Here is a 15094-nt window from a genome sequence, read left to right on the forward strand (position 1 = left end):
CCGGTTCCTCATATCTCATTTCATTTGTTTTCTATCTCATGGATCCGTCCGGTGCCGGCGGCTGCCCCGCATATCAAATGTACCAAACCGGTATCTGAAAAATATTTTCCCTAAGCACTCCAACATCCGGGCAATTACATATAACCGCCCCCATTCCCCTCTTTTTCCCAGGGATTTGATCCAATATGGCAAATGCGGATGTCATAACCGCCTTTGCCTGTGTATTTTTCTTAATCTCAATAGGATATAAGATTCCGTTTTCTTCAATAATCAGATCGATTTCCGCTTCTAATTCCAGTATTTCTCCATCCTCTTTCACTTTTTTCTTATCACGCCCACGATAATAAGATACAAAATAGCGGTAGTCCAGCCCTTCGTTGGCGAATGATTTTAAAATCTCGGACACAGCAAATGTTTCAAATACAGGCCCGCTCATTGCCCCATAAGCAAGATTTTCCGGTGTCAGCCACCTGGTAAGGTAGCAGACCAGTCCCGTATCCCTGAAATAAAGCTTTGGTGATTTGATTGCTCTTTTTAATACGTTAGAAGTATAGGGTTCTAGCAAATATACAATTCCGGATGCCTCCAGAATAGATATCCATTTTTTTACTGTCCCTACATCCTTTCCAATCTCGGATGCTATGGCTGAATAATTCAATATCTCCCCGGTTCTCGCAGCCGCCGCAATCATAAATTGCCGGAAAGTGCTTAAATCCTGCACTGCCGCCAGTTCTCGCACATCTCTCTCTATATAAGTCTTTACATAATCCGCATAGAAAGCACTCCACTCTTTAGCTCCATCCTGCAGTTCCGGATATCCGCCCATATGGATAATTTCCCAGATATTCTCCGGCTTTCGCAATGCTTTTCTTCTTTCTGTCACATATTCCGGTGTAGGAAGAAAATGTCTGTTAAATGCATCACCCATACACTCACGCATGGACAAACCGGAAAGCTCCATGATCCCAATACGCCCGGACAAAGATTCCGATATATTCCGCATCAAATGAAAGGGCTGTGAACCGGACAGGCAAAATAATCCCTTTTCCTCACTATTATCACATTTAATCTTAATATAACGAAACAGCTCTTTCGCTCTCTGCACCTCGTCAATGGTGACAGGCGGAGCATTGAGTGTCAAAAACATATCCCCTGCTTCCCTTGCCTGCTGCTCCAGAAAAGGATCATCCAGGGATACATATTTTCTGTCAGGAAATACTTTTTTCAGCAGCGTAGACTTTCCTACCTGACGTGCACCTGTTACCAGGATTGCTTTATATGCTTTTTCATACTTGCGTAATCTGTCTTCCAGGGCCCTTGAAATATAATCCATATCCTGTCTTCTCCTTACCTTAGTCTGCACATGTTTTTTGTACATAGAGGGATGCCCGCAGGGTGTTTCCGCCTAATATTTATGGCAAATTTGGAATCTGATTCTAAATTTGCCATAATCATATCATAGGATATGCATTTTTTCAATGTTTATTCCGAATTTTACAGGAAAATTAAAATTCCCAAATGAAAGGGACGGGTATTTTCCAACCTGAAACTGCCTAAAAGCTGTGCCCTCCGCCGCCTCCCGAATGGCCACCGCCACCACCGCCGTGCCCTCCGCCGCCGTGGCTTCCTCCACCGCTTCCGCCGCCTCCGCTGGAAATGGGATCGTAAATCTTCGTCTGATAAGCATAATCTGCTTTCAGATTTGAATAGCTGAATTTTCTGTTCATATTTTCCAAAACAGTTTTTCTCCTGGGCTTATGCAGTCTGGTAAAGCAGATTATCAGTCCAAAATTGGCCAGCATTGCAAGAATCATGGCCAAAAGAGCATTGCTGATGTATTTCATAGGCTGAGCAATCTTCTGCCCCTCCAGCAATGCATAGATTTCTTCAAAAGCCTCCTTTGCGCAGCCATAGTAATCCTCTCTTGAGGCATAGCGGTACACATTATCCGTTATGGTATTGGCATAGGACTTGGTAATCACCTTGTAAACGGCCCCGTCACTGTGAATCCAGATATTGCGGTTATCCATGTCAATTACAAATATTGTGCCGCTGTCCGTGCCGAATTGCTCCATGTAGCAGCTTCTGGCAAAGCTTTCCGTAGAACGGGCATTTTCTTTTGTAGTTACAAATGCCGCATTTCCATAGGAAGTGATTTCCTCCATAGCCTTTGCAAGCTCCATTTCCTGTTCCTTGGTAAGAAGCTCCGCTCTGTCCTCCATCCAAACCCGGTAGCCTGTGTCCGGGTTCCGGTACACTTCGGATGTGCTGTCATTCTCATCTCTTTGGGATTCATATTCCATATCCTTTTTGGGACTTTCCTGTGCAAAGCACTTAAGGTTTCCTGCCGGCAGCACCCCTGCCCAAAGCACAAGCACGCTCAATAACATGCACAGGACACGGCTTCGTCCCTTTCTTACCCATTTCCGAATAGATTTACGCATGCTCGTCACCTCCCCGCCGGTTTAATTGCGGCAGTTTTCGAGTAGTCAGCAGATTGTGCTGTCTGATGATATCCATAATAGCCCAGAACACCATACCCATACATACAAATGCGCCTATGTAATAAAACCAGTCGGAAACGGGATTCACCAGCAGTATGATTACGGCCAGAGCAATTCCTCCAAGGGGCTTCACCAAAACCAGCCTTTTTTCCTTAAAATGTCCGCCTCCCAAGGACTTCTTATCCGAACTGCGTCCCCTGCGCCGGGAGGATCGTCCTTTGACAAAATTACTTAGAATTATCAGCAATATTATAAAATAAAACATTGTACTGCTGCTTCCTATCATCCCAATACCTGCCAATACGTCCGCCAGCCGGGCAAATCCCACAAAAAGCCAGCTCATCAGATAAACTCCCAGTACAGCCCAAAGTATTCTTCCTATTCCGTTATTCCAAAGCCCCGGGTTCTTCTTTTTCCTGTTCCATTTCCACTGTGTATTCCTTGCCCTAAATTCTCTTGTGGAAGCCAGCCCCTTGTCATCCTCCCCCGACTCTCTTGCCAGAATATGGTTCATCTGTCCATTGGAAATCAGAACGCACAGGAATGCAAGCACTGCCGCAATCAGCAGAAGCGCCCCGGGTGTAATGGTGAAAGAGAGATTGAGCAGGAAAAACAGCGGAACTGCCAGAAGAAAAGAGCCTGCCAGATACTTTTTCCCATCCACCGGCAGATCTGCGGCCGCCTTTCCCGTCTGGCCGTTTACCACTGCATAGCTGACCCGATCTTTGTTCCGGTAGGACAAAAACCAAACCGGAAGCATGGCAAGCCTGGCTGTCTTCTTGTCAGGGCGAAGAGCATTTTCAATAATGTACTCATCACCCGGCCGCCCAACGCCGCACTTACCACATACCGGTTCCCGAAGAAGACGCTCACAGGCATCCTGAATCACAAATTTTTCCGCATCAGACATATAGACAAATTTATCCACATCGCTGGTATCTGCATAGAAGCCGCTCAGAAAAGAAGGTGTAAAGCTCTTCTCCTGCCGCAGATCAAAAGGTGCTATGGCATTGCTGAGACTGTCCGAAAAGGCGGAGGAGGCATCGTAGGCCAGCCCCTTATAATCTTCCTCCACATCACAGTCCAGCTGATAATGATCCGTAAGCAGGTAATCGCCCTTTCTGTGTGTTTTCTTTCCCAAAAAACTAATATGTTCCTTTTTTTCAAAGGAATACACCCAATAGGGCATATAAATTCCCCGGAATTTTTCAATCAGCGTCTCGTCTTTTAACTCTTTCGGGGCAAAGATGGCCCGGCGCAGCAGCTTCCCATAGGCGGCTCTGCAATCCTCTTTTGTCTTAGTAAAGGGGATAATGCATTCCGGCTGCCGCTCTCTGCTGATACGGCTGTCCAAAATAGCAGTCGCTCCGCAGAAGCTGCAGAAGGTGGCTGCTGTCGTATCCTCGCTTATAAGCTCACTGCCGCACTGTGGGCAGGTAAAAACCGTCACCTTATACTCCCCGGATGCCCCTTTTCCCTCTTCCGCATCCTTTTCCTGATAAAAACCGTAGGGATCCATCTGCGTATCACAATATTCACAATGCAGCTTCTGCCGGGCAATATCAAACTTCAGATTCCCGGCACAATTGGGACATTTGTACATCATACTCTCCTTTTGGGGCATCATCCTTGTTACAAAACAACGCTCTTTCACCCTTGGCTCAACAACTTGTCATCTTACTTCCTATCTGGCCTTTAACTTATAGGTGCAAATTTTTTCGGAATGATACCCTGCTGCATATTATTATAAATAGATTGCAAAGGATCTTCAACCCTTTCTATTTTATCGTTAAAGGGTCCACTGCTTCCCCATCCACTATTACCGAAAAGGACAGATTAGGCCCTGCTGCCATTCCCGTCTGGCCAAGCGCTGCGATCACCTGCCCCTGATGGATTTCATCGCTTTCGGATACCTTGATGTCTTTTAGATGGCCATACTTAACAGATACACCTTCTCCCAAATCTACTACAATCACATTTCCGTAAGCTGCGTCAAATGCCACCTCTCTAACTGTTCCATCCGCAACTGAATAAATATTATCTCCGGCTGCTCCTGCAATGTTAATGTGATCCGAATAAGCTCCATTTTCCTGTCTTCCGTAAACAGCGGATATATTTCGGCTGACTGTGGGCCAGATCCAGTCAGAATCAATCAAATCTCCGGTGCGATACTGCGGCTCCTGTGATTGTTCTTCCTCTGATTTTTCCTCCATTGCCTGAACCAGCCGGTTCTGAACCTCTTCTGTTTTTTCCAGTTTAAAATCAAAGGAGCACATCCAGTCCTGTCCGAATGCAAAATTATTGTTGGTCAGGACAAAATAGTACCAGTCTCCCTCCTGCAATGCATTTTCCATTGCTCTATAGTCATAGCCTTCTGATAAATCAATAGAGACGATTCCCTGTGAATGCGGGGCGATTGGTGTGTGGGTTATCCATATCTTTTCCGGGTCGCCCTCCACCTCATCCCCGGTTGACCACTGCATAACCTTTACCTTGTCCTGCAGCTTTAACACCCGATCAGAGGAATTTGTAATAACAATATCAAACCTGCCCTTTCCCTGATATGCACACGCAAAGCCGATTTTATCGCCATTCAAGTCCGACAGCTTCACCCAGGCAAAGGCTGACAGGGTTATAAAGCATAGCAGGCAGGCGGTCAGAAATGCCATCCGGCTGATTTTACAGCCTGCGGTTTTCTGCATAGAAGTCTTGTTTGCAGTGAAAACCACTCCTGTTTTGTTTTGAACGATTGTCCGTATGTTTTTCAGATTTTTCCTGGTATATTTTTCCATATAGTTACTTCCTTTCTCACCGTTCCATCATTTTTTTCAGCTTTTGCCGCACATAGTACAGGCGGTTTTCCACCTGTTTCCTGGGCATGTCCAGTGCAACTGCAATCTCCGCCGGTTTCTGCTCATAGTAGTACCGCCTTATGATCAAATCCCTGTCTCTTCCTCCCAGCTCGCCTATGCAGGACAATAATTTTTCTTTTTCCTCATCAATGACAGGCGCCTGGGCGTATCCTAAGCTCTCGGCTACAATTTCTTCTATGGGCAGCTCCCGTTTTCTGATTATCTGGCGATACCGGTCAATCGCTTTCGACCTTGCAATTATGGAAAGCCAGGAAGCAAGCTTTGCCTGATTGGGATCGTATTTTTCGGGATGTTGCCACAGATAAATGAATACATCTGCGATACACTCCTCCACATCCTGAACGGAAGCCGCATTGATCAGGATGGAGGCAGCAATCCGCCAGAGAAGCTTCGAATACTTTTGCAGAACAAATGCAAGCATCTGCTCATCCTGGTTGATGATTGCTGTGATTATTTTCTTGTCGTTCAATATTGGTACCTCTTTCTCTAACCGTATGTCTTTTTTGGTACATTTCACTGATCAGTCATATATAGTACGAGTGAAAAACTGAAAACACTTAATTTTTTGATTTGTATATAAAAGAAAAGCCGTAGATTTTACTCCACGGCTAATGACTTAAAAGATAAAGAGCACCAGTTATTTTTGCATGCCTCTTTCATGTAAACATATGTTCTTTTCTGCACTAATTCTATAATTTTAAATAATCTTCTGGTAAAATTGCTTTCACATCTGACATTTTATAATCATTTATGTTTCTTGTGACAATATATTCTGCTCCGTATGCTCTTGCACACTCCATTTGCAAACAATCGTCAAAGTCAGAAAACTGAATCCTATTTACCATATTTTTCTTCCCTATAAGAAGCTAATTCCTCGTCATAATCAGCAACCGTTCCTTTCTTACGCAATTGCTCTAATCTTGCAAATGCTTCTTTCCTTTCTGAGCGATTATCATTATATAAACCATTAACCCCTTGTATAATCTGTAAAATAAATCCTACTTTATCTTCCGGTAGCTTTTCCATTTCTTTTATTGCAGTTTGCCGCAAAGCTGTCATCAGCAATACCTCCTATCATTATTCCATATTTATTTCTTTCGTATATTGAATAAATTCACATCCAAGATTCATTTTTTCACTTGTCAAATGTTGTTATTAATTATAACATTTTTTTAATCCTTAAACAATCATAACATTCTAGGCGGATAGCGTAAGTTATTATAAAATAACATTAAAAAATTTATTGCAAATCCAAAAACTGTCATTCATCTGTCACTTATTCCTGCTATAATGGAAATCAGCTACTATAGGGTAGCACTTACTGCCATCAGGAATCAGAAAGGCGGAAACTAACATTGTTTGAATTATATTATATTGAAGATGATCCAAGTATTGCACAGGCCGTAAAAGAATATCTGGGGCAAAAAGGCTTTCAAGTAACCATATATACTACCCTTGCGAAGGCAAGGCAGGCTTTGAACGCTCATGTGCCAGCGCTTGTACTGTTGGACTGGAATATGCCGGACGGCCGTGGAGACAGCCTGTGCCAGTGGATTCGCAGCAACTGGAAAGAACTGCCCGTTATCTTCCTTACGGTTCGGGACGATTCTCATGATATTGTTTCCGGCTTTCAAAACGGTGCGGATGATTACGTGGTAAAGCCCTTTGAGCTGGAGGTGCTGTATTCCCGAATCCTGGCCCTCCTTCGCAGAACCGGAAATGTGTCAAAGCAGTACCTTTCCTGTGATGGAATCTCCATTGATCGAAACCGCAGAGCTGTTTTCTGCGGTTCCGAGGAAATCGGGTTGAGCGGAGCGGAATACCAGCTGCTTTTGTATCTGCTTCAAAACAAGGGGAAAACTGTTACCAGAGAGAAAATTTTGGAGCAGGTATGGGATGTAAATGGAAATTATGTAAACAACAACACCTTGACTGTCACCATGAAACGCCTGCGGGACAAGCTGCATCAGCCTGCCTGCCTGAAAACAGTTCGAAGTGTAGGATACCGTATGGAGGATTCGATGTGAACGGACGAAAAAATATAGCAGTTACTTTGGGATTTGCACTGTCTTTAAGTCTTCTTGCTTCTGCGTTAACGGTTTTTATGGTCTCTCACTATTACAGCCGCCTTCAATTTAACCTGTTAAATTCCGTATGCAGAGAGATTCTGGAACAGGAGCCGGAAACCAAAGGACTTATTCTTGCCGCACTAAAGGAATATATGACGGAGGGTGACAGCGGCACAATGAACCCTGATATCCTGTCTTCATTTGGATACCGCATCTCGGATTTCACAGCTCTGTCCATAGGAACCGGCATCCTGTTTGCCGTGGCTGGCTTTCTTTTTGGGGCCCTGCTTCTTTGCCTTACCTTTTTGTATCGAAATAAAAAAGAGAGCTTACGCATTCAGGCTCTGACCAATTATCTGGAGCAGGTCAATATGGGAAAGGCTGTCATTCTCTCTGCCTCCGGTGAAGATGATTTTTCCAAATTGGAGGACGAGATCTACAAAACCGTAACCTTTCTCTATCAGACAAAGGATGCTGCGGTACAAGCAAAAAATCATTTTGCGGAAAATCTGTCCAATATTGCCCACCAGATCAAGACGCCAATCACAGCCATTTCCTTATCTGTTCAGATGATGAAACGGGACTGCGGCGGAAATTATCCGGGACAGGTGGAAAAACAGCTTTTGCGGCTTACCCATCTGGAAGAAGCTCTGCTTGTTTTGTCCCGGCTGGATGCTGGAACCTTGCTGCTTAAGCAAGATGAGACTGATGTTTTTACCATGCTTGTACTTGCCGCTGATAACCTGCAGGAGTTGCTGACGGAATCCGGCACGGTTATGGATATCCCGGAATTGGGCGAGATGGCAGTCACCGTAGATATGGACTGGACAATGGAAGCTATTATAAATCTGATGAAAAACTGCATGGAGCATAACAAAGGAGGTACCGTCCACTGCTCCTATGCACAGAATCCGCTATACACGGAAATCCTTATCTGGGATGAAGGAAACGGATTTGCCCGTGAAGATCTTCCCCATCTTTTTAAGCGGTTCTATCGGGGGCAGAATGCAGGCGAGGGCGGCATCGGGATCGGGCTTGCCTTGTCCAAAGAGATTATTGAGCGTCAGAACGGAACCATACGGGCAAGAAATATGCCGGATGGCGGAGCCTGTTTTGAAATTCGGTTTTATTACATCTAATTGCCGAATGGCATAGCGAGATGCTCCCTGGTATCGTCACCAAGTTGTAACTTTCACTTGCTACAATATAAATGTAAGCAACTTAAAACCGCTTCTATCTGATAATACCAGAAGAAAAGAAAGAAAGGAAACAACAAAATGGATATTTTAAAATGTGAAGGCGTCGAAAAAGTATACGGCTCCGGAAGCAATCAGGTTACGGCGCTAAACGGAATCGATCTTGCCATCAGCAAGGGAGAATTTGTAGCAATTGTGGGAGCCTCCGGCTCAGGGAAGTCTACGCTTCTGCATATTCTCGGCAGTGTAGACAAGCCCACAAAGGGAAAAGTTACCATAGACGGAACGGATCTTTCCGAACTTAATCAAACACAGGCCGCAATTTTCCGCCGCAGGAAGGTCGGACTGGTGTATCAGTTCTATAACCTGATTCCCACCCTTACCATACGAAAAAATATACTTATGCCCCTGACACTTGATAAGAAAAAGCCAAACAAGGAATATTTTGAGAAGGTTGTCAGCTCTCTTGGAATTTCTGACAAGCTGGAGGCTCTGCCCAGCCAGCTTTCCGGCGGCCAGCAGCAAAGGGCTGCCATTGCCCGCTCTCTGATCTACCGCCCCGCCCTTCTTCTGGCAGATGAGCCCACCGGAAATCTGGATCAGAAAAATTCCAGGGAAATCATGGACATGCTGAAGCTCTCCAACCGCAACCTGGAACAGACCATTTTACTTATTACCCATGATGAAAAGGTGGCTCTGGAGGCTGACCGCATTATCACCATAGAGGATGGACGGATCCTCCATGACGAGTGGCGGAGGTGATTGCTATGTGGAAAGATTATTCAGTCAGCTATATCAAAAACAATCGTTCCTCCAGTGTATCCGTACTTGCTGCCGCATTTATTTCAGCCCTGCTTTTATCCCTATTGTGCGGAGAATTTTATAATCTGTGGAATTATGAAATTGAGAGGATTGAGCAGGAGGAAGGGGGCTGGCAGAGCCGGATTGCGGGAGATTTTCAGGATGGAGTACCGGAATCCATCACTAATTTTGCCACTGTAAAGGATGCGCTCATCAATGAAAGGGAATCCTCGGAGCAGGAAACGGTGATTGACCTTTATTTTCACTCTATGAAGGATGCCCTTACGGATACTCCGCAAATCGCCGAGCTTGCAGGGGCTTCGCCGGAAGCAATTACCTACCACTATAATCTTCTGGCAATGTATTTTATCCGTGATCCGTCAGATCCGGCGCCCAGATTGACCTTTCCTCTGCTGCTCTTTATTGGGGCCATGGCATCCTTTTCCCTGATTATGATTATCCACAATTCATTTGCCATGTCCATGAATACACGGATCCATCAGTTTGGCATCTTTTCCAGTATTGGGGCTACGCCAAAGCAGATCCGGACCTGTCTTTTGCAGGAGGCCGCCGCATTGTGTGCCATCCCGATTCTTGCAGGGAACTTTTTCGGCATTGGACTGAGCTTCGCAATTACGTATCTGACAAATGTTCTGGGAAAGGATATTCCTGGACGGCATGAGGCGGTTTTCACTTATCATCCGGTTGTTTTTCTGACTGCACTGATTATCACAATCATAACTATATGGATTTCCGCATGGCTTCCGGCCAGAAAGCTAAGCAAGCTGACTCCCTTGGAGGCTGTGAAGACTGCGGGGGGCCTCCAGTTAAAACGTAAAAAGAACTCCCCTCTTCTTACGCTTCTGTTTGGTGCGGAAGGAGAACTGGCCGGAAATGCGCTGAAGGCACAGCGAAAGGCTCTGCGGGCCGCATCACTGTCCCTGATATTCTCTTTTTTGGCCTTTACGATGATGCAGTGCTTTTTTACCTTGTCCGGAATCAGCACAAGGGAAACTTATTTTGTACGGTACATGAACGTATGGGACATTATGGCCACGGTAAAGAATGAGGAGATTGATTCTTTTGAGGAAACCCGGCAGATACAGGAGCTTTCCGGAATCGAGAGTGCTGTTGTATATCAGAAGGCTGTGGCAAAAAGAGTAATTACCGATGAAGAAATGACGGATGACATGCGTTCCTTCGGCGGTTTTGACCATGCTTCTCCCAATTATGTAGCAAGGACCGATGAGGGCTGGATGGTAAATGTTCCTATTATTATTCTGGATGACAATAGCTTTCTGGCTTACTGTGAGCAGATCGGTATAGATCCCCAGCTTCACGGAGCCATCATCCTAAATCAGATCCGTGACGTGACAAATCCTGATTTTCGTCATCCTGTGTATATGCCCTATATAAACGAAACGGGCGATACCAGTATTTTAAGGCAGGCAGGAAAGGAAGAAATTACCGCAGAAATTCCTGTTCTTGCTTACACTTCGCAAGTCCCTGTTTTGAGAGAGGAATATGCCACCCTTGACTTTTACGAGCTGGTGCATTTCTTACCTGTATCCCTGTGGAAGGAAATCAAGGGGCAGATAGGCGGAACAGACAAAGATCTCTATATTCGTGTGCGTGGGATGGGAAATGTGACCCTGGAGGAATTGAATCAATTAGAAGATGAAATGGATCTGCTTTTGGGTCAAACATATGAAATGGTGATGGAAAACCGTATTCAGGAGAAGGAACTCAATGATAAACAGATACAGGGAATGATGACTGTATTCGGCAGCTTCTGTGTTCTTCTTGCCATTATTGGAATCAGTAATGTATTTTCCAATACACTTGCTTTCGTCCGGCAGAGAAAACGGGAATTTGCCCAGTATCTCTCTGTGGGATTGACACCCGAGGGCATCCGGAAGATGTTCTGTATCGAGGCTCTTGTGATTGCCGGCCGGCCTGTTTTGATTACCCTGCCTCTGGCTGTGCTTGCGATGGGAGCTATGCTGCGGGCCAGTTACCTTGAAGTGGGATTATTCCTGTCCGAAGCTCCGCTGCTTCCCATTGCTGCCTTTATGCTGGCTATCTGGGTTTTCGTGGCGCTGGCCTATTACCTTGGCTGGCGGAATGTGCAAAAGATAAGTCTGGTGGAGGTTTTGCGGGATGATACGATGATGTAGGAAAATGTCCTTGCAGATAAGAATTTCTATCTCTAAACTCTTATCTGCAGGGAGACATTTTATTTCTGAAAAACCTTAAGTATACCCACGGCTTAAAAAGAACCGTTCCAGCAATTTTTCTGCCTTGTCCCTCTCCTGCAGCATGGAAAGCCAGTCTTTTGGTATTCCCTGAATCCCATGCAAGCACCCCATTGCCGGTCTGAATTCCTACATCAAATACCACATTATTCACTGCCCAAAGTCCGTCCTCATACCATGCTGACAGCAAGTCCGAAAAGCTGTTCAGAGAGAAGCCGCCCTGACTTATCAGGCTGTCCAGCAGACACAATGCCTGTGCTCCGTCGTCCGACCAGGTTCCGGCCTCCACTTGAGGATACGTCTTTTTGAAATCCAAGGGAGGTATCATATCAATCTTTTCGTAAGGCGGCAGTTGTTCCGCCTTGCAAAATTCATAGGGGACTCCAAGGGCATCCCCTATGAGCAGTCCATAAAAGCCGCCTGCTATTTTGTCACACATTTCCATAAATATTCTGCCTTCCTGACATTGCTATATTCTTTTCTATTGCCCAAGGCAACAAGCTCTCACATAAAATACTCGCATTTTCCCAAATAAAACTGCTGTTCCTTCTCCAAAAGCTTAACCAGTTTATCCAATTTTTTTGCTTCTCTATATTCCTTTAAAGCCTCCAGGTACTCATTTCTATTCACATCCTCAACCACAACCGGCACAATTCCATTTTTCAGACATTCCCGGAACAAAATCAGCCTGCCTGTTCTGCCATTTCCATCTTGAAATGGATGAATACTCTCATATCTCGCATGAAATTCTGCTAATACGCAGATATTTATCTCTCTGCTGCGATACCAGTCTAACAGCAAGTCCATCTCATTTTCAACATTCTCGGGCCTTACGGTCTGATACATGCCAATCATATTTGGACGTTTCTTATAATCACCGATAGCATACCCATTGGCTCGATCTTCAAATACCCCTGATTTCAATTCATAGTGAAAGCATTTGATTAATTCCTGCGTCAAAGCTTCCTCTATGGTATCAAGCATTTTGTTGAACATCAGAAAATGCCCGTTCATCTCTTCCACATCTTTTGCTCTATAATAGTCATCTGATCTGGGTAACGTACCATTGTCAAATAAAGATGCGGTCTGCTCTTCCGTCAATGTACTTCCTTCAATCTTATTTGAGTTATATGCAAGTAAACGCTGGGTCCAGGCATATACTCCTGAACGGTCAAATTTTGCTCTTTCAATTTTAAATCTTTCCAAAAGAAAGTCCTGAAATTCTTTATTCTCAGATCTATTCATAGCATTACCTCACATGTTGTCATTCATAGAACGATTACCGATTTATATTTTCCGGCTGTAAAAACAGCACAAGTAATTATGCCAAAGGCATTATCTTCAGTATACTAGTACAACGAAAAATAGCAACCGCTTTTAAAAGTATTTCAGCAGTCTGTACCACCGATACCCAATATAAAAAAATACCTCCCGTGCCAGAAATGGCAGCTTTGTCCTGAAGCTTCGATACATGGTTGTGGGGGTAGGTGAGCTGTAGGCTTCCATGCCTGTATCTTTAGCCAGGAGCATGGCACGCTTCATATGCAGTGGATCGCTGACAATAATCGCTTTCTCATAAGCATTCTCGTCCATAATTCTTTTGGCATTTTCCAGATTTTCCTGTGTTATGGTGGAGGTTTCCTCCATTTGTATATCTTCTTCCGGAACGCCCATATCTATTACATACTGTTTTGCTGCGTAAGCGTCTGAGTACTTGTTTCCCTCCGCCAAGCCGCCTGTGACAATGATCTTTTTTACATATCCCTGCTGATACAGGTAGATGCCGTGGTTCAGACGCTCCCGATACACAGGGGAAACGGTCTCATCATAGGCCGCCGCTCCAAGAACAATGGCCACATCTGCCTCGCAGCGTTCATCCTTCATACCGTACATGCAGATGCTTATGGTATTCCCTGCAAGGTAGAGAATAAGTATAAGAATAGCAAATAAAATAATTTTTCTTTTTTTCATAGCTTCCTTTTACACTCCATAATACCAATCAAAAATCCGCATGCGCTCTTCTGTCAAAGAGGCCCCAAGCTCTATGAATTAAACAGCATTTTCAAAATCATGCCTTTCCCCGTTTTATATTCCATAATACCGCCCATGTTCCCAAATAAATCAAAATATATGCCGCCGACATTCCCAATGTGTATGTATATTTCTGCTTTAATCCCTCCGTATAGCTCTGTGCATCCTGCTCCGGTTCCAGGGTAATATAAGTGCCCTTATCCCATATGCTAAGTACCCGGCGCTGAACCATCCTCCCTGCATCCACCATGTCCTGCCCCTGATCCCGGCTCAGCACCTGTTCATGCCATTGATAGCCGCTGCCGCTGACATCCGGATAGTCAACCTTGTATACGGTCTTAGTGGGGTTCACCCAGGCAAGTACTGACAGAGAGCATTTTCTTTCCCAGCTCATGCAAGTATTCTGGCATGTCTGTAATTTCGCATACATAATAGCCAATCACTTTATAATCGCTCTCTTTGTCACCTAAGCTTACTAATTGTTCTGCTATGGTTTATTATAATTGTATTTCATATAATCTTCAACTCCAAATAGTCTCTTGCGATGTGGTCTTAATAGAGAAATGGCAGTCACTCCATCATAGAAAAGTAACTGCCACTTGTTTGTTGCATAAAAAGATTTTTTAATTGGTGTGTTAGATGGTACGATCTCAAGCATCGGCAAGAACCTCAAAACAAATCCCACTATATCCTCACATCCAATGCCCCTCGTGCATTTTCAACAGACGCTCTTGTAATGCCGTCCAGTGCTCCGGCCGGGATCGGCCTGCCGATCTCCCAGCTTGGATCTGCTTTTCTTGCCGCATCCAAGAATGCCTGCCGGTAGGATCGCTCGTACTGCTGCATGGTGTACCCTGCCGCCAGACGATCCTTTTTTGTCACTTTTCGGTACATATTTGTGTATACATCGGATCTCTTTGTGGTGTCGCCGTTCAGCACGCCGTTTTCCCGGAGGAATTCTCTCTTGGTCTGTTCAAACATTTCCTCCTTGCTGCTTTCCGGGATGGAGATGATTCGTTTTCGGCTACTTTCGTTTTCCTCTGTCACCAGAAGACCTGCAAGCCCGGTAGTGGGATCGATATAATCTCCGTCCTGATCGTAGCTTTTCATGGAATTTTTAATAGCCTGGATGTTTGTGAACATGGCACCGTTTCCCTTGCTGGCACTCATCATCTCTTTCATGACCGCTTTGAACTGCTTGCTGTTGGTGTCAATTCCCGCTGCTCTTAGCTGCGACTGTACGGAGCCGCTGTTGATCTGAGAAAGCTGAAAGCTGCCAATTAAATTGGTGCTTGTTTTTGATGCTCCAGGCATGTTCTGAAATAAATAGGTGTAATCTATAATTCTTGGCATAACAAAGCCCTC

The 15094-nt window shown here is 44.8% G+C and carries 16 protein-coding genes; 4 read left to right on the plus strand and 12 right to left on the minus strand.

What is annotated here, in order from left to right; translation table 11 throughout:
• Nucleotides 1–73: 73 nt before the first annotated feature.
• From VSQ61_RS05880 to VSQ61_RS05910, 7 genes are all read right to left on the minus strand, one after another.
• Nucleotides 74–1333 carry an ATP-binding protein gene (locus tag VSQ61_RS05880; RefSeq protein WP_334343523.1) on the minus strand — a complete coding sequence of 420 codons (1260 nt, stop codon included), beginning with the start codon at nucleotides 1331–1333 and terminating at the stop codon, nucleotides 74–76.
• A gap of 220 nt (nucleotides 1334–1553) precedes the next feature.
• Complete coding sequence (locus VSQ61_RS05885; RefSeq protein ID WP_334343524.1) at nucleotides 1554–2444, minus strand: TPM domain-containing protein; 891 nt, start codon at nucleotides 2442–2444, stop codon at nucleotides 1554–1556.
• Entirely contained in the window at nucleotides 2437–4110 is a 1674-nt protein-coding gene (locus tag VSQ61_RS05890; protein ID WP_334343525.1) for a TFIIB-type zinc ribbon-containing protein, read from the minus strand. The genes VSQ61_RS05885 and VSQ61_RS05890 overlap by 8 nt, the downstream gene beginning before the upstream one ends.
• Before the next feature lie 172 nt (nucleotides 4111–4282).
• A complete protein-coding gene (locus VSQ61_RS05895; protein ID WP_334343526.1) occupies nucleotides 4283–5296 on the minus strand; it encodes a M23 family metallopeptidase in 1014 nt (337 codons plus the stop codon).
• A gap of 16 nt (nucleotides 5297–5312) precedes the next feature.
• A complete protein-coding gene (locus VSQ61_RS05900) occupies nucleotides 5313–5846 on the minus strand; it encodes a sigma-70 family RNA polymerase sigma factor (RefSeq protein ID WP_334343527.1) in 534 nt (177 codons plus the stop codon).
• Between the two features lie 220 nt (nucleotides 5847–6066).
• Nucleotides 6067–6222 (minus strand): PIN domain-containing protein, encoded by a 156-nt coding sequence (locus VSQ61_RS05905; RefSeq protein ID WP_334343528.1) that lies wholly within the window; start codon nucleotides 6220–6222, stop codon nucleotides 6067–6069.
• Complete coding sequence (locus VSQ61_RS05910; RefSeq protein WP_334343529.1) at nucleotides 6212–6436, minus strand: UDP-N-acetylenolpyruvoylglucosamine reductase; 225 nt, start codon at nucleotides 6434–6436, stop codon at nucleotides 6212–6214. The genes VSQ61_RS05905 and VSQ61_RS05910 overlap by 11 nt, the downstream gene beginning before the upstream one ends.
• A 296-nt stretch (nucleotides 6437–6732) precedes the next feature.
• On the opposite strand from VSQ61_RS05910, the gene VSQ61_RS05915 reads away from it, so the two are divergent.
• From VSQ61_RS05915 to VSQ61_RS05930, 4 genes are all read left to right on the plus strand, one after another.
• Nucleotides 6733–7404 carry a response regulator transcription factor gene (locus tag VSQ61_RS05915; RefSeq protein ID WP_334343530.1) on the plus strand — a complete coding sequence of 224 codons (672 nt, stop codon included), beginning with the start codon at nucleotides 6733–6735 and terminating at the stop codon, nucleotides 7402–7404.
• The gene (locus tag VSQ61_RS05920; RefSeq protein ID WP_334343531.1) at nucleotides 7401–8585 is read left to right on the plus strand and encodes a sensor histidine kinase; all 1185 of its coding nucleotides are present in this window, start codon (nucleotides 7401–7403) and stop codon (nucleotides 8583–8585) included. Before VSQ61_RS05915 ends, VSQ61_RS05920 begins: the two co-directional genes overlap by 4 nt.
• Before the next feature lie 138 nt (nucleotides 8586–8723).
• Entirely contained in the window at nucleotides 8724–9404 is a 681-nt protein-coding gene (locus VSQ61_RS05925) for an ABC transporter ATP-binding protein (RefSeq protein WP_334343532.1), read from the plus strand.
• 5 nt (nucleotides 9405–9409) lie between these two features.
• Complete coding sequence (locus VSQ61_RS05930; RefSeq protein ID WP_334343533.1) at nucleotides 9410–11620, plus strand: ABC transporter permease; 2211 nt, start codon at nucleotides 9410–9412, stop codon at nucleotides 11618–11620.
• A 40-nt stretch (nucleotides 11621–11660) separates the two neighbouring features.
• Here VSQ61_RS05930 and VSQ61_RS05935 read toward each other — a convergent pair whose 3' ends face one another.
• The 5 genes from VSQ61_RS05935 to VSQ61_RS05955 all read right to left on the minus strand — a co-directional run bounded on the left by VSQ61_RS05935 (nucleotide 11661) and on the right by VSQ61_RS05955 (nucleotide 15082).
• Nucleotides 11661–12143 carry an ADP-ribosylglycohydrolase family protein gene (locus tag VSQ61_RS05935; RefSeq protein ID WP_334343534.1) on the minus strand — a complete coding sequence of 161 codons (483 nt, stop codon included), beginning with the start codon at nucleotides 12141–12143 and terminating at the stop codon, nucleotides 11661–11663.
• Nucleotides 12144–12202: 59 nt separating this feature from the next.
• Nucleotides 12203–12943 (minus strand): Fic family protein, encoded by a 741-nt coding sequence (locus VSQ61_RS05940; RefSeq protein WP_334343535.1) that lies wholly within the window; start codon nucleotides 12941–12943, stop codon nucleotides 12203–12205.
• A gap of 132 nt (nucleotides 12944–13075) precedes the next feature.
• On the minus strand, nucleotides 13076–13669 hold the full coding sequence (locus VSQ61_RS05945; RefSeq protein WP_334343536.1) for a YdcF family protein: 594 nt from the start codon (nucleotides 13667–13669) through the stop codon (nucleotides 13076–13078).
• A gap of 97 nt (nucleotides 13670–13766) precedes the next feature.
• A complete protein-coding gene (locus VSQ61_RS05950; protein WP_334343537.1) occupies nucleotides 13767–14123 on the minus strand; it encodes a hypothetical protein in 357 nt (118 codons plus the stop codon).
• 290 nt (nucleotides 14124–14413) lie between these two features.
• Nucleotides 14414–15082 (minus strand): DUF3879 family protein, encoded by a 669-nt coding sequence (locus VSQ61_RS05955; RefSeq protein ID WP_334343538.1) that lies wholly within the window; start codon nucleotides 15080–15082, stop codon nucleotides 14414–14416.
• Nucleotides 15083–15094: the final 12 nt, after the last annotated feature.

Origin of the sequence: Candidatus Merdisoma sp. JLR.KK006 (genome assembly GCF_036941035.1) — a bacterium.
GTDB lineage: Bacteria > Bacillota > Clostridia > Lachnospirales > Lachnospiraceae > Laedolimicola.